We start from the raw sequence: 21690 nt of genomic DNA, 5'->3' as shown, positions 1-21690 counted from the left end.
TGGATGTGACTTAGCGCAGCATCCGCCAAATGACGTCGCGCAACTGGGCCCCGGCCTTCGCCGGGGTGGTGAAGATTAAATGTAAGTAACCGCGAAGACCGAAGCTCTTTCAGCAACATCACCGCCCTCCCCACCATCCACCCCACACCCGGGCAATTTGTCCCACCCTCCGCGCCAGCCCTTGCTTCCCCGGAAATCACCCTAAATCGGAAGGACGCCGCCGCCCCCAAGCTCCCGCTTGGCGAACGCCCGCGCAAGGAGTACCGCGCGACATGCTTCAACCCAGCAGCGCCTTCATGTCGCGCGCGCGGCCCCGGGCCGTGGCCAATTGGCTGTTCGTCGTCGCCGCGATGATCGTCGCGATCGTCATCGTCGGCGGGATTACGCGGCTGACCGAATCGGGCCTGTCGATCACCGAATGGAAGCCGATCCGCGGGATCATCCCGCCGATCGGCCTCGCGCAATGGCAGGCCGAGTTCGAGGCGTACAAGCGCATTCCCGAATATACGCAGATGAACAGCGGCATGACGCTCGCCGGGTTCAAGACGATCTACTTCTGGGAATATTTCCACCGCCTGCTCGCGCGAACGATCGGGCTGGCCTTCGCGCTGCCGCTGCTCTGGTTTTGGGTGCGCGGCCGCATCCCCGCCGGCTACGGACCGCGGTTGGTGGCGCTGCTGTTGCTCGGCGGGTTGCAGGGCGTGATCGGCTGGTGGATGGTCGCGTCGGGCCTGTCGGTCCGTACCGACGTCAGCCACGTCCGCCTCGCGGTGCACCTGATGACCGCGCTAGTCACCCTCGCCGGGATCGCCTGGACCGCGCTCGACCTGCGGACGCTCGCGCGCAACCCGCTCGCGACGCCGGCGCGGCTGGACCGGGTGGCGGTGGTCGCCTTTGCGCTGCTGTTCGTCCAGCTCGTCTACGGGGCCTTCACCGCGGGACTGAACGCGGGCTACGCCTTCGCCAGTTGGCCGCTGATGGGCGACGCGCTGTTCCCCGCTGGCGTGCCGATGACGGATCCGACCTGGGCAAACGCGGTCGACAACCCGATCGTCGTCCAGTTCATCCATCGCTGGTGGGCGTTCGCCGCCGCCGCCGGGCTGGTCTGGCTCGCCGCTAGGGCGACCCGCACGGGATCGCAGGCGGGCTTCTGGGTCGTTGGGCTGGTCACGCTCCAGATGTTCCTCGGGGTCGCAACGCTGATGACCGGCGTCAGGATCGAGGTCGCGGTCGCCCATCAGGCCAACGCCGCACTGCTGCTGATCGCGACCGTCTTCGCGGCACATGCGGCCGGCCGCCACCAGCCGGCCGTCGCTCGGGTATAGAGATACCCGTCAGCAGAACCGCGGAATGCTTGACTTCGCGGGCTCTTCTGCGCATTAGACCGCCATTCGCGCCAGCCCGCAACGGCTGGCGCGTTGCATTTCAATCTGGAAGGTCTCGCCCATGAAGGCGCTCATGAAGACCACCAAGTCGGCCAAGCCGCACGAGGTGGACAAGAAGTGGCATATCGTCGACGCCGACGGCCTGGTGGTCGGTCGCGCTGCGTCGATCATCGCCAACGTCCTGCGCGGCAAGCACAAGACGTCGTTCACCCCGCACGTCGATTGCGGCGACAACGTCGTCGTCATCAATGCCGACAAGATCCGGTTCACCGGCAACAAGGCCGCGAAGAAGGTCTATTACAGGCACACCGGCTATGCCGGCGGCATCAAGGGCATCACCGCCGCCAAGGTCCTCGAGGGTCGCTTTCCTGAGCGCGTTCTCGAAAAGGCCGTCGAGCGTATGATCCCGCGCGGTCCGCTGGGCCGTGAACAGATGCGCAACCTTCGTATCTTCAAGGGCGGCGAACACCCCCACGAAGCGCAGAACCCACAGGTTCTCGACATCGCGAGCATGAACCGCAAGAACAAGGTGGGCAACTGATGTCCGACAATCGCCAGTCCCTGTCCGATCTCGCCGCTCTGGCGAACCAGGCTCCTCCCGCCGCGCCGACCACGGACGCTGCCGGTGGCGAGGCGCCGGCCGCTGCCCCCGCTCCCGTCGTCTCGACGATGCCGCTGCGCGAGCAGATCATCGACAAGCAGGGCCGCGCCTATGCCACCGGTCGCCGCAAGGATGCGGTCGCCCGCGTCTGGGTCAAGCCCGGCACCGGCAAGATCACGGTCAACGGCCGCGACCAGGAAGTGTATTTCGCGCGTCCGACGCTGCGCCTCGTCATCAACCAGGTGTTCGGCGTGACCGAGCGCGAGGGCCAGTATGACGTGGTCTGCACCGTGAAGGGTGGCGGGCTTTCGGGCCAGGCCGGCGCGGTCAAGCACGGCATCAGCCAGGCGCTGACCAAGTACGAGCCGATCCTGCGCGCACCGGTCAAGGCCGCCGGGTTCCTGACCCGCGACAGCCGCACCGTCGAGCGCAAGAAGTACGGCCGCGCCAAGGCACGCCGCAGCTTCCAGTTCTCGAAGCGCTGATCCGACCGATCATTCGGGTACGAAAAGGGCGGTCCGGCAACGGGCCGCCCTTCTTCGTTGGTGCGGGCCGTGCCGATCGGGAGGCCGACCGGACCTTCCCATACGCTCCCCGCACTGCGCTTGCTCGAGCGATGGACCAAGAACTTGTGCCGCGCGTTCAACAAGTTCGCCCGCCGTTAGTCCAGCCACGTCAACGAACGCGATCCGCCAGGAGCCTTGCCGATGCACGCTGCACCGTCGCGGACCGCCTTCGGCTCGGATCAGGCGATATCGCCCGAGGAACGCGACCGCGGCCTGCGCTTCCTTCTGGTGGATGCCGCATTCGCGACCGCGATCGGCGCCCTGAATAGCGGTGTCGTGCTGCTCGCGCTTGCGCTTCATATCGGCGCGAGCAACGTGCAGATCGGCTTGCTGGCCGCCATCCCGCTGCTCACCCAGACCCTGCAGGCGCCGGCGGTCAGCCTCGTCGAGCGGGTACGCCGACGTCGGCTGATTTCCCTCGCGTGCGTGTTCGGCGCGCGCCTGTCGCTCCCGGTCTATGCGGCGGTGCCCCTGATCGCGGACCCGGATCTCGCGGTCGCCGTCCTCGTCGCCGCGGCGATCGTCCATTACGGCCTGAACGCCGTCGGCGCGTGCAGCTGGAACAGCTGGATGCGCGATCTGCTGCCGGAAGATCAGCTCGGTGCCTTCTTCGCGCGCCGCAATCTCTACGGCACGGCGGTCGGTGCGGCAGCGACGCTGATCGCCGCCCTCGCGCTCGACCGTGCCGGTCCCGGTGACGGGGGCGACAGCGTCTATGTCGCGCTTTATGCGGCCGGCTTCCTGTGTGGATTGGTGAGCACCGCGGCGCTCGCGCAGGTGCCTGAGCCGAGCATGGGGCCTGCTCGGGGCCGCTCATCGCTCGCGCGCCTGCTGCTTCAACCGCTGCGCGACAGGAACTTCCGGTCGGTGCTCCGCTACATCGCAAGCTGGCAGTTCGCGGTGAACCTCGCGACACCGTTCTTCACGGTCTATTTCGTGCGCGAACTCGGCTATTCGATGGGCTTCGTGCTCGTGCTGACGGTGGTGAGCCAGCTCGCCAATGCCGCTGTCGTGCGTGGGTGGGGGCGGCTGTCCGACCGGTACGCCAACAAGTCCGTGCTCTCGGTCGCATCGCCGCTGTATCTCGTCTGCATCGCCGCCACCGCCTTTGCAGGGGAATTCGGTGCAGGCACCGGGCGCTCGGTCTATCTCGTGCTGCTGCACCTCGTGATGGGCGCTGCGCAGGCGGGGGTAGGCCTCGCCGCCGGCAACATCGTCATCAAGCTCAGCCCTGCGGGCGGCGCCACCAGTTTCATGGCGACCAATGCCCTGGTCAGCGCCGCGGCAGCCGGCGCCGCGCCGATCCTCGGCGGCTGGCTGACCGAGTTCTTCGCCCGTCGGCAGCTCTTGCTCTCCCTCGACTGGAGCAGCCCCAGCGGCACCGCCGAGCTGTTCGGCGTCAGGGTCGATCATTGGGAATTCTTCTTCCTCCTCTCGGCCATGCTCGGCGTCTACGCCTTGCACCGCCTGTCGATCGTCGCCGAGCCGGGCTCCGTCGGAAGCCGGGAAGTGATCACCCATGTCGTCGAGTCCGCCCGCTACAATCTGCGCAATGCGTCATCCGTTGCCGGTGTCCGCCAAGCGCTCGCCTTCCCGGCAGACGCCCTGATCAGATCGCGCGAAGGCACGCGTTTTCTCCTCGAATCGCTGTTCGAGCGCGACGGCAATGCGAAACGCGCCGACGTCGGGGCGCAAGCCGTAGGCCGCATGCTTAGCGGCGTTTTCGAGCCCCCCGCCGACGGCGAATTCGACGCGTTCCTCGACGAACTCGATCGACACCCCGCGCAAACCGATCGGGACCCCCTGCCATGACCTCGCGAGAAGGGCGCCCTCACATCCGAACGATCCGGTTGCCCAATCGCTCGGCCTCTTCCGGATCATGCGTGACGATCAGCATCGGCAGCCGCGTCTCGTCCCTCACCCGTTCGATCGCCCGCATCGCTTCCTCGCGTCGCGCCCGGTCGAGCGAGGACAGCGGCTCGTCGAGCAACAGGAACCGCGGGTTCGACAACAGCGCGCGCCCGATCGCGACCCGCCGCGCCTCGCCACCCGACAGGCTCCGCGGCCAGCGATCGAGCAGACCGGCGATGTCGAGCGTCGCCGCCACCTCGGCCAGCCGCTCCCCCGCGTCCCTAGCGCCATAGAGCAGGTTGGCCCGCACCCGCAGATGCGGGAACAATCGCGGTTCCTGAAAGACATAGCCGGCACGCCGCCGTTCAGCCGGCAGGTCGACTCCGTCGCCGAACAACAGCGTTCCACCCACCGCAATCCGCCCGCGATCGGGCCGGATCAGCCCTGCGACCATGTTGAGCACGCTGGTCTTGCCCACCCCCGACGGCCCGAACAACACCGTCGCCCCCTCGCCCGCGCTCAGCCGCAGCGCGATGTCGGTCTCGCCCAACCGCTTGGCGACGTCGATCTCAAACGCCATGCAGCCCCCGCCCTGCGCGCCGCGCGAGCAGTTCTGCCGCGATCAGCGCGGCGAGGCTCAGCGCGACCGAGATCGCCGACAGCCGCCACACTACCGCATCGCCGCCCGGCTGCTGGAGCGCGGCGTAGATCGCCAGCGGCAGCGTCTGCGTCTCGCCGGGGATGTTCGATACAAAGGTTATCGTCGCGCCGAATTCGCCGATCGAGCGCGCGAACCCCAGCACCGCGCCCGCCAGCACGCCGGGCACGCTCAGCGGCAGCGTTATCGTCCAGAACACCCGCCACGCTCCCGCGCCCAGCGTCCGCGCCGCGTCCTCGAGCCGCCGGTCGACCGCCTCTATCGACAGCCGCATCGCGCGGACCATCAGCGGCAACGCCATGATCCCCGCCGCGATCGCCGCGCCGGTCCAGCGGAACAGCACGCTCGTCCCGAACACCGCCTGCAGCGGCGCGCCGATAGCGCCGGCGGGCGCGAACAGGATCAGCAACACCCAGCCGGTGACGACCGGCGGCACCACCAGCGGCAGGTGGACGAGCGCATCGACCAGGATCCGCCCCGGAAACCGCACCCGCGCCAAGAGCCAGGCGAGCGCGAAGGCGAGCGGCAAGGTCACTAGCATCGCCGCCGCGCCGACCTTCAGCGACAGCGCGACGATCGCCCACTCGGCCGTATCCAGCATCAGCGCGCCGAGAACCCGAAGCGCACGAAGATCGCCCTGCCCTCGCGCGACAGCAGGAACCGCCGGAAGCCCGCGGCCTCGGGGTTGGTGGATGAAGCGACCAGCGCGATCGGATAGGTGATCGGCGGATGCGTTCCGGCCGGGAAGACGCCCGCGATCCGCACCGCCCGCGACGCCCGCGCGTCGGTCGCGTAGACGATCCCGAGCGGCACCGCGCCGCGCTCGACCAGCGCCAGCGCCGCACGGACATTCTCGGCGCGCACCACCCGCGGCGCAACGGCCTGCCACGCGCCCAGCTTCTCCAGCGCCGCCTTGCCGTAGCGCCCGGCGGGCACGGCATCGGGATCCGCCATCGCCAGCGGCCCGGCGCCGAGCACCCGCGCCAGCGCAGCGGCCGGACGCAGCGGGATCCGTACGGGGTTGCCCGCCGCCGCGATCACCACCAGCCGGTTACCCAGGAACGCCGCGCGCGAGGCGGGCACGATCAGCTTCTTCGCCGCTAGATCGTCCATCCACGCCGTGTCCGCCGAGACGAACAGGTCCGCAGGGGCCCCCGCCCCGATCTGCCGCGCCAGCGCCGCAGAGGAGGCGAACGACACCACCGGCCGCTTATGCCCCCGTCGTGCCCAGGCATCGGCGGCGGCGGTCATCGATTCCTGCAAGCTCGCCGCCGCGAGCACCAAGGGCGCACGCTGCGCGGTCGCCGGCGCGGCGAGGAGGATCAGCGCCAGCAGCCCGGCCAGAAAACGCATGCGAAAGCCCCTCGCGAGTGGATCGCCCGCTATAGCGCGCGCTGCGGCATCGGAAAGCCGGTGCTCACGGCAACAGCACCGTACTCCCCGACGTCTCGCCCGCCTCCAGCGCACGGTGCGCCGCCGCCGCTTGCTCCAGCGGGAAGGTCTGCCCGATCTCCGGCACGATCGCGCCGCTCCGCAGCATCGCGAACACCCGCTCGACGCCCGCCTGCCGCTCCTCGGGCGTCACATAATAGTCGAACAAGGTCGGCCGGGTGACGAACAGCGATCCCTTTGCCGCAAGCACCCCCAGCCCGACGCCGGTCACCGGCCCGCCGGCATTGCCATAACTCACGATCAGCCCGCGCCGTGCGGTCGCCGCGAGCGATACTTCCCAGGTCGCCATCCCGACCCCGTCGAACACCACCGGCACCCCTGCCCCGCCGGTGATCGCGCGCACCTCGGCCGCGACGTCGTCGGTCTTGTGGAGCAGCACGTGATCCGCACCCGCGGCGCGCGCCTGCTCCGCCTTCGCCGCCGACCCGACCGTACCGATCACGGTCGCGCCGATCGCCTTCAGCCAGCCGACCATCAGATGACCGACCCCGCCCGCCGCGGCCCAGACCAGCACCGTCTGCCCCGCCTCGACCTTCGCGCAGCGTTCGATCAGGCATTCGGTGGTGCAGCCCTTCAGCATCAGCGCCGCCGCGGTATGGTCGTCAATATCGTCGGGCAGGTGGACGAGTTGCGCCGCGCGGACGTTGCGTCCGGTGCAATACGCCCCCGGCGCCGGCCCGAAAGTCGCGACCCGATCACCCGGCGCGAAGCCCTCGACCCCCTCGCCGACCGCCTCGATCACGCCGGCGGCTTCGCTGCCCAGCCCCGATGGCAGCGCCAGCGGGTACATCCCGCGCCGCTGGTACGTGTCGATATAATTGAGGCCGACCGCGGTGTGCCGCATCCGGACCTCGCCCGCCGCGGGCGCGGGCAGATCGACGTCCATCCATTCGATCGCCTCGGGTCCGCCGGTCTTCCTGATCACTGCCGTCCGCGCCATACCCATTCCTTCTCCGGCTCGACTTCTCAGCCCGCGTAGCGCGTTTCGTCTTGCAACGCACCCCGCCGGGCCGCAAAGCATCTACCAAACCCGATGTTCGAACGGGTCGGAGAGACACGCATGAAAAGCCATCTCAAACATTACATCGACGGCCAGTGGATCGATAGCGACGGCGGCACCCGCCACCAGGTCATCGACCCGTCCACCGAACAGCCGGTCACGGAGATCATGCTCGGCAGCGCCGCCGATGTCGACAAGGCCGTCGCCGCCGCGCGCAAGGCGTTCACGACCTTCTCGCAGACCAGCGTCGCCGACCGGGTCGCGCTGCTCGGACGCATCATCGAGGAGTACAAGGCTCGCATCCCCGATCTCGCCAAGGCGACCTCGGAGGAGATGGGCGCGCCGGTCGGCTTCGCGACGATGGCGCAAGCCCCCGCCGGCCTCGGCTATTTCATGGGCACGCTGAAGGCCCTCCAGGAATTCCGGTTCGAGGAGACCGTGGGCAAGGCGCGCGTCGTGCATGAGCCGCTCGGCGTGGTCGCGATGATCACCCCGTGGAACTGGCCGCTCAACCAGATTTGCGCGAAGGTCGCCCCCGCGATCGCGGCGGGCGACACGATGATCCTGAAGCCGTCCGAGGAGGCGCCTTCCAATGCGATCATCCTAGCCGAAATCCTCGACAAGGCCGGGGTGCCCGCGGGCGTGTTCAATCTTGTCAACGGCGACGGCCCCGGCGTCGGGGCCGCACTGTCGAGCCACAAGGGCGTCGACATGGTCAGCTTCACCGGCTCCACCCGCGCCGGCATCGCGGTGGCGCAGGCCGCCGCAGCGACGGTCAAGCGGGTCCATCAGGAACTCGGCGGCAAGGCGCCCAACCTCGTCCTCGAAGGCGCCGACCTCGCCGCGGTGTTGCCGCCGACGGTGCAGGGCGTACTCGCCAATTCGGGGCAGAGCTGCATCGCCCCCACCCGCCTCCTCGTCCATGCCAGCCAAGCGGGCGAGGCGACCGCGGTGGTGCGGACGATCATGGAATCCGCGCAGGTCGGCGACCCTGCAGAGATGGGCGCGCATATCGGCCCCGTCGTCAACAGGGCACAGTTCGACAAGATCCAGGACCTGATCCAGTCCGCGATCGACGAAGGCGCGACGCTCGTCACCGGTGGCACCGGCCGCCCTGACGGCCGCAACAGCGGCTATTACGTCAAGCCGACCCTCTTCGCCGACGTCACCCCGTCGATGCGCATCTGGCGTGAGGAAACCTTCGGCCCGGTCGCGACGATCACCACCTATGACGGTGAAGACCAAGCGGTCGAACTCGCCAACGACACGGATTACGGCCTGTCGGCGACGATTTCGGGCGATCCCGCGGCGGCAGCCAAGGTCGCTCCTAAACTTCGCGCAGGCATGGTCACGATCAACGCCTGGAGCGGCGGCGGGGGGACACCCTTCGGCGGGTACAAGCAATCGGGCAACGGCCGCGAGGGCGGCAAATACGGCCTGGCGGACTTCATGGAATTGAAGGCGATCGTCGGCGGGCCGGTTTGATCGACGGGGAGGTGAATTCCAGCCACCTTCCTCTACCACCCCGGCGTAGGCCGGGGCCCAGTTAGACAGGCCTGTGTGACTACAGGCTGCGCGCCGTCATCTTCTATCCCCTACTGGGCCCCGGCCTCCGCCGGGGTGGTGCAACCCACTTCGTCGCTCGCCCACCTTTAATAATCCTTCGAAACCCGCACGTTCGCGCTCTGCCGCCCCAGGGTCGAAATACTCGACAGCAAAGACAACCACCGGGTCACCTGAAACTCGATCTGCGTCGCGCTATAGCCCTGTCCGTCGGTCACGATCTCCGCATAGAGCCGCCGCGTCACGTATTTCCCCGCGGCGATCGACGTGCCCTGCCCGGTCTGCGGGTCCGCCGGCAGGATCCGCAGCCGGTCCAGCCCCGCCGCACGCCGCACCGCATTGATCGGGTTGATGCCGTTGCCGCCATCCTGCAACGCCGCCACCGCCGCCGCGAGCTGCAAAGCCTCAGGCGCCGACAGGTTCGTGATCGACGTCCCGAACAACAGCCGCGACAACAGCTCGTCCTGCGGCAATGCGGGCACGCTCGCGAAGCTGATCTCGGGTTTCTGAGCGTTGCCCGTTACCCGGATCGTCGCGTTCAGCCCGGTGGAATCCGCATTCGCCTCGATGTCCAGCGCAGGATTGGCCGGCACTTCGCCGGCGAACCGGATGATCCCGCGCGCCAACTGGAATTCACGCCCGGCGAATTCGTAATTGCCGCGGATCATCGTCGCGCGTCCGGTGATCGCGGGATTGTCGGGCGCCCCTGCAATCTGCAGGTCCGCGGTCCACTCGCTCGACAGCCCCAGCCCGCTGACCGTCACCCGGTTCGGCGCGCGCGCATGGATCGCGAGCGTCCACGGCGTGACCGGCGCATCCTCCTCGTCGCCGCCCTCGGGCAGGTTGATCTCGCGGATGTTGAGCCGCGGCAGCGCCGCTGCCGCCGCCGCCTGGCCGAGCCGGTAGCGGCTGCGATCGAGCACCACGTCTCCCGCGATCCGGCCGCCGCGCCCGTCCGAGGTGAAGGATAGCGGCCCCGTCACCGTCGCCGCGATGTCGTCGCGGTTGATCATCACCGCTCGGTCGGCTTGCAGCGTCAGGTCGAGCCCCAACCCGTTCGCCGCCGCGAAGTCGAACCCGCCGCTGCCGGTCACCCGCCCGCCCTTGCCCGCCGCCGCGGCGAAGCGGTCGATCCGCAGCCGCGATCCGGCGAAGCGGCCGCTCGCCTGCACATCGGTCAGCACCGTGCCGGTCGTCGCGCTCTCGATCCGCGCGCCGTTTGCCTGGACGACGCCGCGGATCACCGGCGCCGCGATCCGGCCCGACACGTCCGCACCGATTGACACCGGCCCCGACAGGTCGAACAGCTCGACCCCGGTCAGCCGCCACAACGAGTCGGCGGGGCCCGCATAGCGTAGCTGCGCGATCAAGGGCGCGTTGGCGATGCGGCTGGCGAGGTCGCCATTGCCGAGCGGCGTGATCAGCGCCTGCGCCCGCCCGATCGTCTTGCCCCCCGACGCCATCACCGCACGAACCCCCAGCCGGTCCGCGCCGAGCACCCCCGCGACGCCGACGTCGATCGGACGCGACGACAACACCAGACCCGCCCGGCTCAGCCCGCGTACGGTCATGTCGATGCGCCCCGTCGGGCTGCCGCCCGCGACGGTCGCATAGGTCATCCGGCCCGACGCGGTGCCGCCGAGGCCGAGCCCAGGATAGCCGATGTCGAGGATCGCCAGCGGCATCGCGGTCAGCGACGCATCGATCGCCGCGCCCGCATCGGACCAGCGCCCGCCGACCTGCGCGGTGCCCCCGGCGAAGCTCAGCCGCGTCGGCGCCAGCGCCCACCCGTCCGCGCCGTCACGGGTTATCACGGCGGGCGTCAGCAGCTTCAGGGGCCGCCGGTCGAGCGTGCCCTCCGCATTCGCGACGTAGCGATCCGCGAACACCTGCGTCACGGTCTGCACCGAGAACGCCCGCCCGCGCGATCCCGCGATCGACGCGCGCACCTCGCCGACACCGCCGCGCAACCGCGCGGTGCCCGCGAACCGCGCCAGGCTGAGCCGCCCCTGCCGCACTCCCTGCCCGCTCGCGCTCGCCTCGATCGAGGTTCCTGCCGGGTCGAGCAGCGCGACCATGTCGAGCTGGCCCCGCCGCAAACTCGCCCGGCCCAAGGTCGCGCCCCGCGCGGCGAGATGCGCCTCGATCCGCTGCACCGTGCCGACCGGGCGAAACAGCAATTCACCGCTGATTCCACCACCCGCGACAGCCAGCCGCCCCTGAAAACCGCCATCGACGATCGCGAGGTTGCCCGCCGCTCGCGTGCCGCTCACCGCTAAATCGGCGATCGCGATCGTTCCTGTGCCGCCACGCGGCAGCAGGATCGCGCCGTTGGTGGTGAACGGTCCCAGCCGCGATCCCCCCGCCGCTCGAAACGCGAAACCTTGCGGCGTCGGATCGAGATGAGCGCGGACCTGCGACAGGCCCAGCGCGTCGGCAGGCCGCGCAAACACCAGATCCAGCGTCGGCTTCTCGATCCGCCCGTCGAGCACCAGCGTCACCGGGCCATATTGAGTCTGCCGCCCGGCGCCTTCGAAGTGGAAGCTGCCGTCGCGCCGCCGATACCCCGCGCCGCGCAAGCTGATCTGCGGCGCGGTCAGCACCAGATTGCTGAAGCGCAGGATCCCGTCGGGCGTGCGCTCCAGATCGGCGGTGATCCGCGGCAGCCCGCCCGCCAAGCTGCGAAAAAATGCGTTGTCGAGCCGCACCATCTGCGCGCTGCCCTGCCCGACCACGCGGGTGCCGCGGCGGTTCGGGCCGGGCACCACCCGCAGCGTCGATTTCACGTCGACGATGCCGAGCCCGGGGATCAGGTAACGCCCGAGCGCACCGTTGATCCCGACCTGGAACTCGCCGGTCTTCAGGTCCAGCGTCAGGTTGATCTGCCCGCTCAGTTTGTCCGATCGCAGCCGCAGCGCGTCACCGGTCAGCAGCCGCGAGGTCACGCGCAGCACGCCGTCGACGCTCAACCCACGCAGAATCCCGCCCGCGACATCGCCGACCCCCGTCACCCGCGCTGCGGTGAAGCGCGCCGGAACGTTCACCGGCGGGTCCGACAGCCGCCCACGCCCGACGAGATGCGCATCCTCGAACCCGGTCTGATCGAACGCCAGCCGCGTCGCGTCGATCCGGTAGTCGAAGCTGGCGGTGCCGAACCCGCCGTCGAGGATCGCGCGCAGCCGCATGTCCCGCCCGGTCATGTTCCCGAACAGCGCCGGCGGTTGCAGCAGCCGCAGGTCGACCCGCACGTTGCGATAGGCGCTCGTCGCCAGGTCGATCGCGCCGGTCGCGGTCGCCGCCAGCGCCTCCGACCGCAGCGTCACCGATCCGTCCAGGCGGCGATCCGCGAACGTCGCCGCGCCGTTCACCAACACCCGCCGCTCGGTCAGCCGTTGCAGCTTGCCCGTCAGATAGGGCGACGGGGCCAGCGATCCCGACAGCGTGTAGCGCCCCGCCTGCGCCGCCAGCGCCAGATCCGCGCCCCGCGCCCCTGCGATCCGCGCGACGGCACGCCCCCGCCATTGCGCCCAGCGGCCATCGCCCGCCACATCGAGCGTCACCGCGCGGCCGAAGCCGATGCTCCGCGCCAGCACCCCGCCCGCCGCGCCCCGTGCCCGCACGTCGATGTCGAAGCGGTCGCGATCGGGCGCCGAATCGATCGCCACCCGCAATTCGTCGCTGCCCGCGACCACCGCGGTAAGATCCACCAGCGCCCGTCCGGCGCGGATGTCCGCCCGCCCCGCCAGCCGCGCTACCCGCGCGGTCCCGATCACCGGCTTCGCCAGCACCAGCCGATCGATCGACACCGCATCCAGCCTGATGTCGAAGTCCGGCAGGATCGGCCCCTGCTTCTGCGTCTTCCGCGTCCTCGGCGCGTGGAACAGCGTCGCGCGCGGGATCGCGAGCCGCTCGATCGCGAGTTCGTTGCGGAACCAGCGCAGCGGCGCCCAGTCGAGCGCCACCGCGGGCGCCTGCAACAGCAACCCGTCGAGATCATAGACCCTGACGTCGACCAGCCGCGTCTCGTGGTACAGCGATCCGTCGATCCGCCCGACCGTGAACCGCAGACCCGTCGGGGTCCGGATCGCCGCGATACGATCGGCGACGAAGCGGTGGCCGATGCTGGTGTCGACCACGATCAGCGCCACGCCGAAGATCGCCAGCAGCAGCGTCAATGCGCCGAGCAACCAGCGCGCCCATGCCCGCCTCAAAACGCCTGCCCCAGCGACACGTAGACAGCGATGCGGCTGTCACCCGGCTGCGGGTTCAGCGGCGTGCCGACATCGATGCGGATCGGGCCGAAGTTCGAATAGTATCGCACCCCGACTCCCGCACCGAGCTGGAAGTCGGAAAGCTTCGGCAAGGGCGAGGTGTAGATGTTACCGCCGTCGAGAAACGGCACGATCCCGAAATTGCCGAACGCCTTCACCCGCGTCTCGATCGAGAACTCGGTCAGGCTGCGCCCGCCGATCGGATCGTTGTTGATGTCGCGCGGCCCGATCGATTGATAGCCATAGCCACGCACCGACGCGCCGCCGCCCGCGTAGAACCGCCGTGACGGCGCGATCTGGTCGCGCGGCGCGCCCACGATCGTCCCGAACCGCAGCCGTCCAGCAACCACCACGCTGCTCGTCACCGGCCGGTACGCGCTCGCGTCGAGCTGCACCCGCGTATAGCCGAACACCGTCCCCTGCAGCGACAACTCCGGGCTCACTCGCCCGCCCAGCCGGAAGCCCCGCGTCGGGTTCAGCAGATCGTCCGATCCGTCGTAATTGAGCGACGTCGGCAGCGCCCCGATGAAGAAGGTCCGCCGCCGCGGCGCGCCGGTCGCCAGGATGACGTCGCGCTCGTCCGACGCCACCAGCTCGCCACCGAGCGACCAGGTCCACGCCTTTTGAAAGAAGATGTTGGTCTGCCGCTCCAGCCCCGCCGCGAGCAGGAAGGTGGTCGCGTCATAGGCGTTGCGGCGGGTCCGCGCGGCCGCGCCTTGCAGCGTCAGCACCCGGTCGCGCCCATGATAATTGCTGCGCCGATAGACGACGCTGCCCAGTTGCTCCTGTGTCCCCAGCACGCTGCGCAGCGTCAGCGCGCCTTCGGGCGGGAACAGGTTGCGGTGTGTCCAGGACAGTTCCGCGCGCGCGCCCTCGCCGGTGCCATAGCCGAGCTCGCCCGCGACGGTGCGCGGCGGCGCGGGCTCGAGCTTCACCCCGACATCGACGATGTCCGGGCTGGCCCCCGGCACCGCGCGGACCTCGACCGACGACACCAGTCCGGTCTGGATCAGCGCGCGCCGCAGATCGTCCAGCGAGGCGGCGTCGTACGGATCCCCCGGTGTGAACCGCGCAATCTCCTGGACATGGCCCGCCTCGAACACACCGTTACCCGGCAGCGCGACGACCCGCCCGAACCGCCGCAGGCCGCCCGGCGCCACGGTAAGGTCTAGCGTCGCGGTACGCGCCGCGCGATCGACCACGATCGCCGACTCGCCGATCTTGGCGAACGGAAACCCTTCGCGCCCGATCCGCGTCGTCAGCGCCGCCTCGCCCGCGACGATCGCGTCGGCATTGACCGGATCGTTCGCGGCGACCCCGAATGCCTCGCGGAACTCCGCCGCACGGTCACCCGCCGCCGCCAGGCCGTTCACCGTCACGTCGGCGAAGCGGTACAGCGTCCCGGGCTGCGCCTCGACCACGACGAGCGGCTTCGCGCCCGGTTCGACCCGCGTCGTCACCCGCGCATCGTAATAGCCTTCGCCGCGCAGCAGCGTCGTCAGCAGTTCCGCATCTTCGCGCGCGCGCCGATCGAGCTGCGCCGCATTGGCGGGGCTGCCGTCATTGGCATTGAGCGTCGACAGGTCGTCGAAACGCTGGCGCAGCAGCGGTGTCGCGACCGCATCGATGCCGTCGATCCGCCACCCGTAGCGAAGCTCAGCCGCACCATCGGTGCGAGTCGCCGCCGCAACCTCGCCGTTCGCCGCCGCGCCCAGATCGGGCCAGTCCACCCCGATCCCGGGGAGTGGCGCCAGCGGTGCGGTCGGATCGAGCGGCACCGGCTCCGACGACGGTACATCCTGCTGCCCAAGCCCTTGCGCAGCGATCGGTTGAGCAAGAAGGAACGCGGCGGACCCACCAAGAGCGAGCCACCCTACGCGGGACACCATGTGGCCGTCCTAGGCGGTGGCCCCTGTGCCCGCAATGCTCCGCCGACCCGTTTCTCCACCGCGTCGGCGGGAAGCGATATTCTCAATGCACCGTGCCGATCACATCCTCCGACACCAGCAGGTCGATCAATCGCCGCGTCTGCCGCCAGCGGCAGAAATGGACGTGGTTGCCGAGATCCCGGCTCCGCTCCGCACGGACCGTTGCCTCTATCGCGGCCTTCTCACCGAAACCGGCGATCAGGTCGGCGGCTTCGCGGACCTGCTTCGCATCGGCGAGATATAGTTCGACCATCTGATACTCCCTGCTGTCCTTCTCCCATTACACGTCCCGTGCCAGCCCGGTCGGATCGACGGCGGGCCGCGGCAGGCAATGGTAAATGCCCTGATTTCAGCATGCTGCGGATCGTGCCACGCGTCCCATGCGGAGACGCTGGCGTCCCGAGCGGGGACATGCCAAGTGCAGCCATGGCCAGTCCGAACACCCCCGCCGCCGGCGGCTTCCTCATCGCGCTGGGCGCGATCGTCGGCGCCGGGGTCGGTTTGTCGATGGGGGAAACCACCTCCGGCTTCCTGATCGGCACCGCGATCGGGATCGTTTTGTCGCTCGTCATTTGGTGGCGCGGGCGCCGCTGATACCCACGGCAGGCCGCGACGCCGAACGCCCAAGAACGATCCGTCACCCCGGACTTGTTCCGGGGTCCACTAAGCGGCTTGCTTCTCGAACGCTAATAGGTCGCAACCTTGCGGCACTGTCGACCCCGGGACAAGTCCGAGGTGACGAATGGTGTTGATGCCCCTCATTCGCCTGACTTACCTGCCCAACCCGGATGCCTCCAAAAACATCCTCACCCGACTCATTGTAACCATTGGATTAAACGTAAATTAACCTTTTGCCTTCAGAGGTTGTTTGGTTAATGGATCCAGGTCGGTCGCGAGCAGGGGTGTTCGTGAGTGCACCAACGGGGGAATAAGCGATGCGGGTTCTGCTGATTGAGGACGAGCCGACCACGGCCAAGGCCATCGAACTGATGCTGACCACCGAAGGGTTCAACATCTACACTACCGATCTTGGCGAAGAAGGCCTCGATCTGGGCAAGTTGTACGATTACGATATCATCCTGCTCGACCTGAACTTGCCCGATATGCACGGGTACGACGTCTTGAAGAAGCTGCGCGTCGCGCGGGTTTCGACGCCGGTACTGATCCTGTCGGGGATCAACGAGATGGACAGCAAGGTCCGGTCGTTCGGCTTCGGCGCCGACGATTACGTCACCAAGCCGTTCCACCGCGAAGAACTCGTCGCCCGCATCCACGCCGTCGTGCGTCGCTCGAAGGGCCATTCGCAGTCGGTCATCCGCACCGGCAAGCTCGCGGTCAATCTCGACGCCAAGACCGTCGAAGTCGATGGCAGCCGCGTCCATCTGACTGGCAAGGAATATGCGATGCTGGAGCTGTTGTCGCTCCGCAAGAGCACGACGCTCACCAAGGAAATGTTCCTCAACCATCTCTATGGCGGGATGGACGAACCCGAACTCAAGATCATCGACGTCTTCATCTGCAAGCTGCGCAAGAAGCTCAGCCTGGCATGCGACGGCGAGAACTACATCGAGACCGTCTGGGGCCGCGGCTATGTGCTGCGCGAACCCGAAGAGGTCGTCCAGGTCGCCTGATCGCTTCCTTCCGGCAGAACCGGAAGCAAGGCCGCGACGTCGGGGGGCGTCGCGGCCTTTTCTTTTATGTGCCGGCGGACCTCGGGGTAACCACTTCCCGCCTTAGCGTTGGATTACGTGCCGCGGGTTCAGCCACCTTGTTCGTCATCCCCGCGCAGGTGGGGATCCAGACTGGCAAGCGTTGCGGCTGACATACTGAAACGAGCCAGTATGGATCCCCGCCTGCGCGGAGATGACGGAAGGGGATTGAGGCAACGTCATCCCACTCTTGTGTCCCCGCGAAGGCGGAGACCCAGTACTGGGCTCCCGCCTTCGCGGGAGCACAACTGCCGCCGGACGCTCCGATCACCGTTGCAATGTTGGAGAAACTGCGGAACTCGGTCCTCCGCTGTTTCTCATCGCTATAATCTTACCGCCCCAAGGCGCGCGCGCGCAGGCGCAGGCGCGCACGCGCGAATGATGAGACTCTTGTGACTCTTCGGGGCCCGTGAGCGCTATTTCCGTTCATATTCCTTCTGCCCGCCGACCCAGGTCTCCTCGACCTTGGTCGCCCGCAAATCGGTCGGCGACGCCAGCATCGGGTCGCGATCGACGATGATGAAGTCGGCACGCTGCCCCGGCGCCAATCGCCCGAACCGGTCGTCGGCGAACCCCGCGAACGCCGCGCCGCCGGTGAACGCCCACCATGCCTGTTCGCGCGTCACCGCCTCCTCGGGCCGCCAGCCGCCGAACGGCTCGCTCGACGCGTCCTGCCGGGTGAACGCCGCCGCCCAGCCCGCGAACGGATCGGGGCGCTCGACCGGAAAGTCAGATCCAAATGCCAGCGGCGTACCCTGCCGCAGCATCGTCGCCCAGGCATAGGCGCCGGTCAGCCGCGCCGCGCCCAGCCGCGCCTCCGCCATGGTCCGGTCGCTGGTCTGGTGCGTGGGCTGCATCGACGCGATGATGCCGTTGCGCGCGAACCGCGGCAGATCGACCGGGTCGACGATCTGCGCATGCTCGATCCGCCAGCGGCGGTCGCCCTTGTAGGTCTCCGACAATTCCTCGATCGCGCCCAGCGCCTGAGCGTTGGCCCGGTCGCCGATCGCGTGGACTGCGACCTGGTAGCCGTCCATCGACGCGCGACTCATCAGGTTGCGGATGACGTCATCGGTCATGAATCCCGCCCCGCTCTGCCCCGGCGCGTCGGCATAGGGCGCCTTCAGCCACGCCCCGCGCGACCCGAGCGCGCCGTCGCCGTACAGCTTGACCCCGCCCATCCGCAGCCGGTCGCCGTAGAGCCACGGGGTCGGGCCCGAGCCGCCGACGCGGATCGCGGTGTTCACGCCCGAAGCATAGCTCATGATCCGCACCCGCAGCGCACCCGCGTCGCCGACCCGGCGATAGGTCAGCCAGTCGTCGAGCGAGGTGCCCATGTCCGCCGCCGCGGTGATGCCGTTGCTGAGCAGGATCGCCTGCGCCTTCAGGAACGCGGCGGTGCGGTCCTTGCCGAGCGGCTGGGGCACGACCTTCTGCACCAGATCCTGCGCGGCATCGACGAACACCCCCGACGGCACGTTGCCGGTTTTTTCGATCCGCCCGCCCGGCGGCGCCACGCTCTTCGCCGACACGCCCGCCGCGGTCATCGCCGCGGTGTTGGCCCAGCTCGCATGACCATCGGCGCGCGACAGCCAGACCGGGCGGTCGCTCACCACAGTGTCGAGGTCCGCCGCGGTCGGAAATCGGCCGAGCCCCCAAGTCTCCTGGTTCCAGCCGCCGCCGAGGATCCAGCGGCGTTCCGGATTGGCGGCGACATAGGCGCGGATCCTCGCCTTCGCCTCGTCGAGCGACTTGGTCCCCGACAGGTCGAGTTCCAGCGCGCGAAACCCCAATTCCGCGACATGGCCGTGGGCGTCGATGAAGCCGGGCAACAGCACCCTGCCCTTCATGTCCGCACGCCAGTCCAGCTTTTCGGGGCGCTTGTCCTTGGCGCCCAGCAGGCGCACCACCCTGCCGTCCGGCGACATCAGCAAGCCGTTGAAGCGGATCACTTTCCGCTCCTTATCCAAGGTCATCCCGTTGACGTTGTCGATCAGGGCGTCGGCCAGCGCCGGCGCGGGCAACAGCAAAAGCATGCAAGCGAACCACCGACGAACCACCACGAGCTGCTCCCAAGCCTGCCAAGCGGCAGCGCATAAGCGGTGTTCCCCCACCGCGCCAGATGGTCTAGCGCCCGTCGATGGCTAGCTATCCTGTATCCGTCGCCCCGACCATGCCGGTCTCGATCGACGACGTCCACGCGGCGCACGACCGAATCCGCGCATCGATCGTGCGGACCCCGACGCTGATTAGCCGCACCCTGTCGGAACTGACCGGCGCGACGGTGTATCTGAAGTTCGAGAACCTCCAGTTTACCGCCGCCTACAAGGAACGCGGTGCGCTGAACACGCTGTCGCAGCTGTCGGCCGAAGCGCGGGCGAAGGGCGTGATCGCCGCATCGGCTGGCAATCATGCCCAGGGCCTCGCATACCACGCCAACCGGCTCGGCATCCCGGTGACGATCGTGATGCCGCGGACCACGCCCTCCATCAAGATCACCCAGACCGAGGGCCACGGCGCCGCTGTTATCCTGGAGGGCGAGACCTTCGACGCCGCCTACGCCCATGCCCGGGTGCTGGAGGCCGAGCGCGGCTACACCTTCGTCCACCCGTTCGACGATCCACGCGTCATCGCCGGCCAGGGCACGGTCGCGATCGAGATGCTGGAGGACGTTCCCGCGATCGACCTGTTCGTCACCCCGATCGGCGGCGGCGGGCTGATCTCGGGCATGGCGACGGTCGCGCGCGCCGCGGATCACCCGATCGAGGTCATCGGGGTCGAGGCCGAGCTGTTTCCGTCGATGTACAACCGCATCAACGGCACCGACATGCCCTGCGCAGGGGACACGCTCGCTGAGGGGATTGCGGTCAAGGAACCGGGCGGTATCACCTCGCGGATGGTCGCCGAACTCGTCGACGACATCGTCCTGGTGACCGAACGCAGCCTGGAACAGGCGGTCAGCCTGTTGCTGCAGATCGAAAAGACTGTGGTCGAGGGCGCCGGCGCCGCCGGGCTCGCCGCGCTGCTCCAGCATCCCGAGCGCTTCAAGGGGCGGACCGTCGGCGTCGTCCTGTGCGGCGGCAACATCGACACGCGGCTCCTCGCCAACGTGCTGCTGCGCGATCTCGCCCGCTCAGGCAGGCTGGCGCGGCTGCGGATCCGGTTACAGGATCAGCCCGGCGCGCTGTTCAACGTCGCGCGAATCTTCGATCAGCAACGCGTCAACATCATCGAGGTTTATCATCAGCGCGTTTTCACGACACTGCCGGCCAAGGGATTGATCACCGACATCGAGTGCGAGGCACGCGACCGGGCTCATCTCGACCGGCTGATCACTGCCCTGCGAGAGGCAGGATATGACACGAGCCCCGTAGAGCTCGCATAGGTTGCCGTAACAAGTCAGGGGCCGCGATCGCTCGCGGCCCCGTCGTCATTAGTTCGAGTCGGAGTTGTCGTCCTTCGTCGCCGCGATCGCGACGATGGCAACGACGCCCGCTGCGATCAGGGCTGCAAGGACGGCGCCGCCGCCACCCAGCTTGTTCTTGCCCGTGGTGGGCGTGCCGGCGCGAGCCTTCGCGACCGACAGCGAGCTGGCGGGGTTCGCGGCGGGTGCGGCCGATGCCATCACCGGAATCGTGCTCAGGGCCATCGCGGAAACGATGCCAATCAACTTCTTGTACATAGAAACTCCCTCACTTACGTGCGCTCTCGCAACGCAGCCTGTTCATTATGGTTCCTGCTTTGCGCGCTGGCTATACGTATCTCCACCTAACGAGACATTAACCCCCAAGACAAAGAACTAAGCAGCACGCTTAACCCTCATAGATGGTAAACGAGCTTTTCAGTAGCCGTTATTTTATTCATAGATGTCGGGTCGTCGCGTTTGCGACACTCGTTCGAAAGGTCGACCGGCGGTGACTGCGCCCTTCAGATTTCCGCGCTTCTTCGTCACCAGCCCCTCGCCTTGCCCGTATCTGCCGGGACGGCAGGAACGGAAGGTGTTCACCGAGCTTACCGGCCCGCATGCCAGCGAGCTCAACGACGCGCTCGGCCGGATCGGCTTTCGCCGCAGCCAAGGCGTCGCCTATCGCCCGAGCTGTGCGGGCTGTGCGGCCTGCGTGTCGGTGCGCGTGGTCACTCAGGAGTTCTCGCCCAACGCCACGCAGCGCAAGATGGTCAAGCGCTACGACGATATCGACGTGGTCGCGTGCCGACCCTGGGCAACCGACGAACAGTTCCAGTTGCTTCGCCGCTATCTCGCCGCGCGCCACCCCGGCGGCGGCATGGCGGGCATGGACGAGGACGATTACGCCGACATGGTCGAGCATTCGCCGGTCAATTCGATGATCATCGAATATCGCGCACGATCGCGCGCCGGCGAGCGCGGCAAACTGGTCGGCGCCTGCCTGACCGATCGTCAGGCCGATGGACTGTCGATGATCTACAGCTTCTTCGCCGCCGATGACGACAGCCGGCCGGGGCTCGGCAACTACATCATCCTCGATCACATCATGCGCGCCCGCGACGCCGGGCTACCCTATGTCTATCTCGGCTATTGGGTAAAGGGGTCGCCGCGGATGGCCTACAAGACGCGCTATCGGCCGATCGAAGTGCTCGGGCCCGAGGGTTGGCGACTGCTCGACGAGGACTCGACTCGGGTAGTAGAGGGTCGCACCGATACGCGGGACATCGGCTCGTTCGGCTGA

At 68.3% G+C, this 21690-nt stretch carries 18 protein-coding genes; 9 read left to right on the top strand and 9 right to left on the bottom strand.

Annotated features, from left to right (window positions below; genetic code table 11):
- The first annotated feature begins 272 nt into the window (after nt 1–272).
- From ACFE77_RS07325 to ACFE77_RS07310, 4 genes are all read left to right on the top strand, one after another.
- Nucleotides 273–1325 (top strand): COX15/CtaA family protein, encoded by a 1053-nt coding sequence (locus ACFE77_RS07325; protein WP_375420973.1) that lies wholly within the window; start codon nt 273–275, stop codon nt 1323–1325.
- A gap of 121 nt (nt 1326–1446) precedes the next feature.
- Nucleotides 1447–1926: a 50S ribosomal protein L13 gene (rplM, locus tag ACFE77_RS07320; RefSeq protein WP_375420972.1), complete on the top strand. Its 480-nt coding sequence runs from the start codon at nt 1447–1449 to the stop codon at nt 1924–1926.
- Nucleotides 1926–2471 (top strand): 30S ribosomal protein S9, encoded by a 546-nt coding sequence (rpsI, locus tag ACFE77_RS07315; RefSeq protein WP_375420971.1) that lies wholly within the window; start codon nt 1926–1928, stop codon nt 2469–2471. Before rplM ends, rpsI begins: the two co-directional genes overlap by 1 nt.
- A gap of 222 nt (nt 2472–2693) precedes the next feature.
- Complete coding sequence (locus ACFE77_RS07310) at nt 2694–4364, top strand: MFS transporter (protein WP_375420970.1); 1671 nt, start codon at nt 2694–2696, stop codon at nt 4362–4364.
- A gap of 19 nt (nt 4365–4383) precedes the next feature.
- On the opposite strand, the gene ACFE77_RS07305 is transcribed toward ACFE77_RS07310, so the two are convergent.
- From ACFE77_RS07305 to ACFE77_RS07290, 4 genes are all read right to left on the bottom strand, one after another.
- The gene (locus ACFE77_RS07305) at nt 4384–4983 is read right to left on the bottom strand and encodes an ATP-binding cassette domain-containing protein (protein ID WP_375420969.1); all 600 of its coding nucleotides are present in this window, start codon (nt 4981–4983) and stop codon (nt 4384–4386) included.
- Entirely contained in the window at nt 4973–5662 is a 690-nt protein-coding gene (gene modB / locus ACFE77_RS07300; RefSeq protein WP_375420968.1) for a molybdate ABC transporter permease subunit, read from the bottom strand. Before modB ends, ACFE77_RS07305 begins: the two co-directional genes overlap by 11 nt.
- Nucleotides 5662–6414 carry a molybdate ABC transporter substrate-binding protein gene (modA, locus tag ACFE77_RS07295; RefSeq protein ID WP_375420967.1) on the bottom strand — a complete coding sequence of 251 codons (753 nt, stop codon included), beginning with the start codon at nt 6412–6414 and terminating at the stop codon, nt 5662–5664. The genes modB and modA overlap by 1 nt, the downstream gene beginning before the upstream one ends.
- Before the next feature lie 64 nt (nt 6415–6478).
- On the bottom strand, nt 6479–7453 hold the full coding sequence (locus ACFE77_RS07290; RefSeq protein WP_375420966.1) for a quinone oxidoreductase: 975 nt from the start codon (nt 7451–7453) through the stop codon (nt 6479–6481).
- A gap of 120 nt (nt 7454–7573) precedes the next feature.
- Here ACFE77_RS07290 and ACFE77_RS07285 point away from each other — a divergent pair, with 120 nt between their 5' ends.
- Nucleotides 7574–8998 carry an aldehyde dehydrogenase family protein gene (locus ACFE77_RS07285; protein WP_375420965.1) on the top strand — a complete coding sequence of 475 codons (1425 nt, stop codon included), beginning with the start codon at nt 7574–7576 and terminating at the stop codon, nt 8996–8998.
- A 167-nt stretch (nt 8999–9165) separates the two neighbouring features.
- Here ACFE77_RS07285 and ACFE77_RS07280 read toward each other — a convergent pair whose 3' ends face one another.
- The 3 genes from ACFE77_RS07280 to ACFE77_RS07270 form a co-directional block, all read right to left on the bottom strand.
- Entirely contained in the window at nt 9166–13287 is a 4122-nt protein-coding gene (locus tag ACFE77_RS07280) for a translocation/assembly module TamB domain-containing protein (RefSeq protein ID WP_375420964.1), read from the bottom strand.
- A complete protein-coding gene (locus tag ACFE77_RS07275; protein WP_375420963.1) occupies nt 13284–15236 on the bottom strand; it encodes an autotransporter assembly complex family protein in 1953 nt (650 codons plus the stop codon). Before ACFE77_RS07275 ends, ACFE77_RS07280 begins: the two co-directional genes overlap by 4 nt.
- Before the next feature lie 82 nt (nt 15237–15318).
- Complete coding sequence (locus tag ACFE77_RS07270) at nt 15319–15528, bottom strand: hypothetical protein (RefSeq protein ID WP_375420962.1); 210 nt, start codon at nt 15526–15528, stop codon at nt 15319–15321.
- A gap of 158 nt (nt 15529–15686) precedes the next feature.
- On the opposite strand from ACFE77_RS07270, the gene ACFE77_RS07265 reads away from it, so the two are divergent.
- Together ACFE77_RS07265 and ctrA are read left to right on the top strand one after the other, a co-directional pair.
- Nucleotides 15687–15869 (top strand): hypothetical protein, encoded by a 183-nt coding sequence (locus ACFE77_RS07265; protein ID WP_375420961.1) that lies wholly within the window; start codon nt 15687–15689, stop codon nt 15867–15869.
- Nucleotides 15870–16210: 341 nt separating this feature from the next.
- Nucleotides 16211–16906: a response regulator transcription factor CtrA gene (gene ctrA, locus ACFE77_RS07260; RefSeq protein WP_375420960.1), complete on the top strand. Its 696-nt coding sequence runs from the start codon at nt 16211–16213 to the stop codon at nt 16904–16906.
- Nucleotides 16907–17400: 494 nt separating this feature from the next.
- Here ctrA and ACFE77_RS07255 read toward each other — a convergent pair whose 3' ends face one another.
- The gene (locus ACFE77_RS07255; protein WP_375420959.1) at nt 17401–19020 is read right to left on the bottom strand and encodes an amidohydrolase; all 1620 of its coding nucleotides are present in this window, start codon (nt 19018–19020) and stop codon (nt 17401–17403) included.
- 104 nt (nt 19021–19124) lie between these two features.
- Between ACFE77_RS07255 and ACFE77_RS07250 the strand changes: the two genes are divergently transcribed.
- Entirely contained in the window at nt 19125–20369 is a 1245-nt protein-coding gene (locus ACFE77_RS07250; protein WP_375420958.1) for a threonine ammonia-lyase, read from the top strand.
- A 48-nt stretch (nt 20370–20417) separates the two neighbouring features.
- Here the strand turns inward: ACFE77_RS07250 and ACFE77_RS07245 are convergent, their stop codons facing one another.
- Nucleotides 20418–20666: a hypothetical protein gene (locus tag ACFE77_RS07245; protein WP_375420957.1), complete on the bottom strand. Its 249-nt coding sequence runs from the start codon at nt 20664–20666 to the stop codon at nt 20418–20420.
- A 232-nt stretch (nt 20667–20898) separates the two neighbouring features.
- Between ACFE77_RS07245 and ACFE77_RS07240 the strand changes: the two genes are divergently transcribed.
- Nucleotides 20899–21690 carry an arginyltransferase gene (locus ACFE77_RS07240; RefSeq protein ID WP_375420956.1) on the top strand — a complete coding sequence of 264 codons (792 nt, stop codon included), beginning with the start codon at nt 20899–20901 and terminating at the stop codon, nt 21688–21690.

The sequence above is a fragment of the uncultured Sphingomonas sp. genome, from assembly GCF_964243315.1.
GTDB lineage: Bacteria > Pseudomonadota > Alphaproteobacteria > Sphingomonadales > Sphingomonadaceae > Sphingomonas.
The sequence above is the reverse complement of the archived record's forward strand: the minus strand, read 5'-3'. Positions and strand labels throughout refer to the sequence as shown.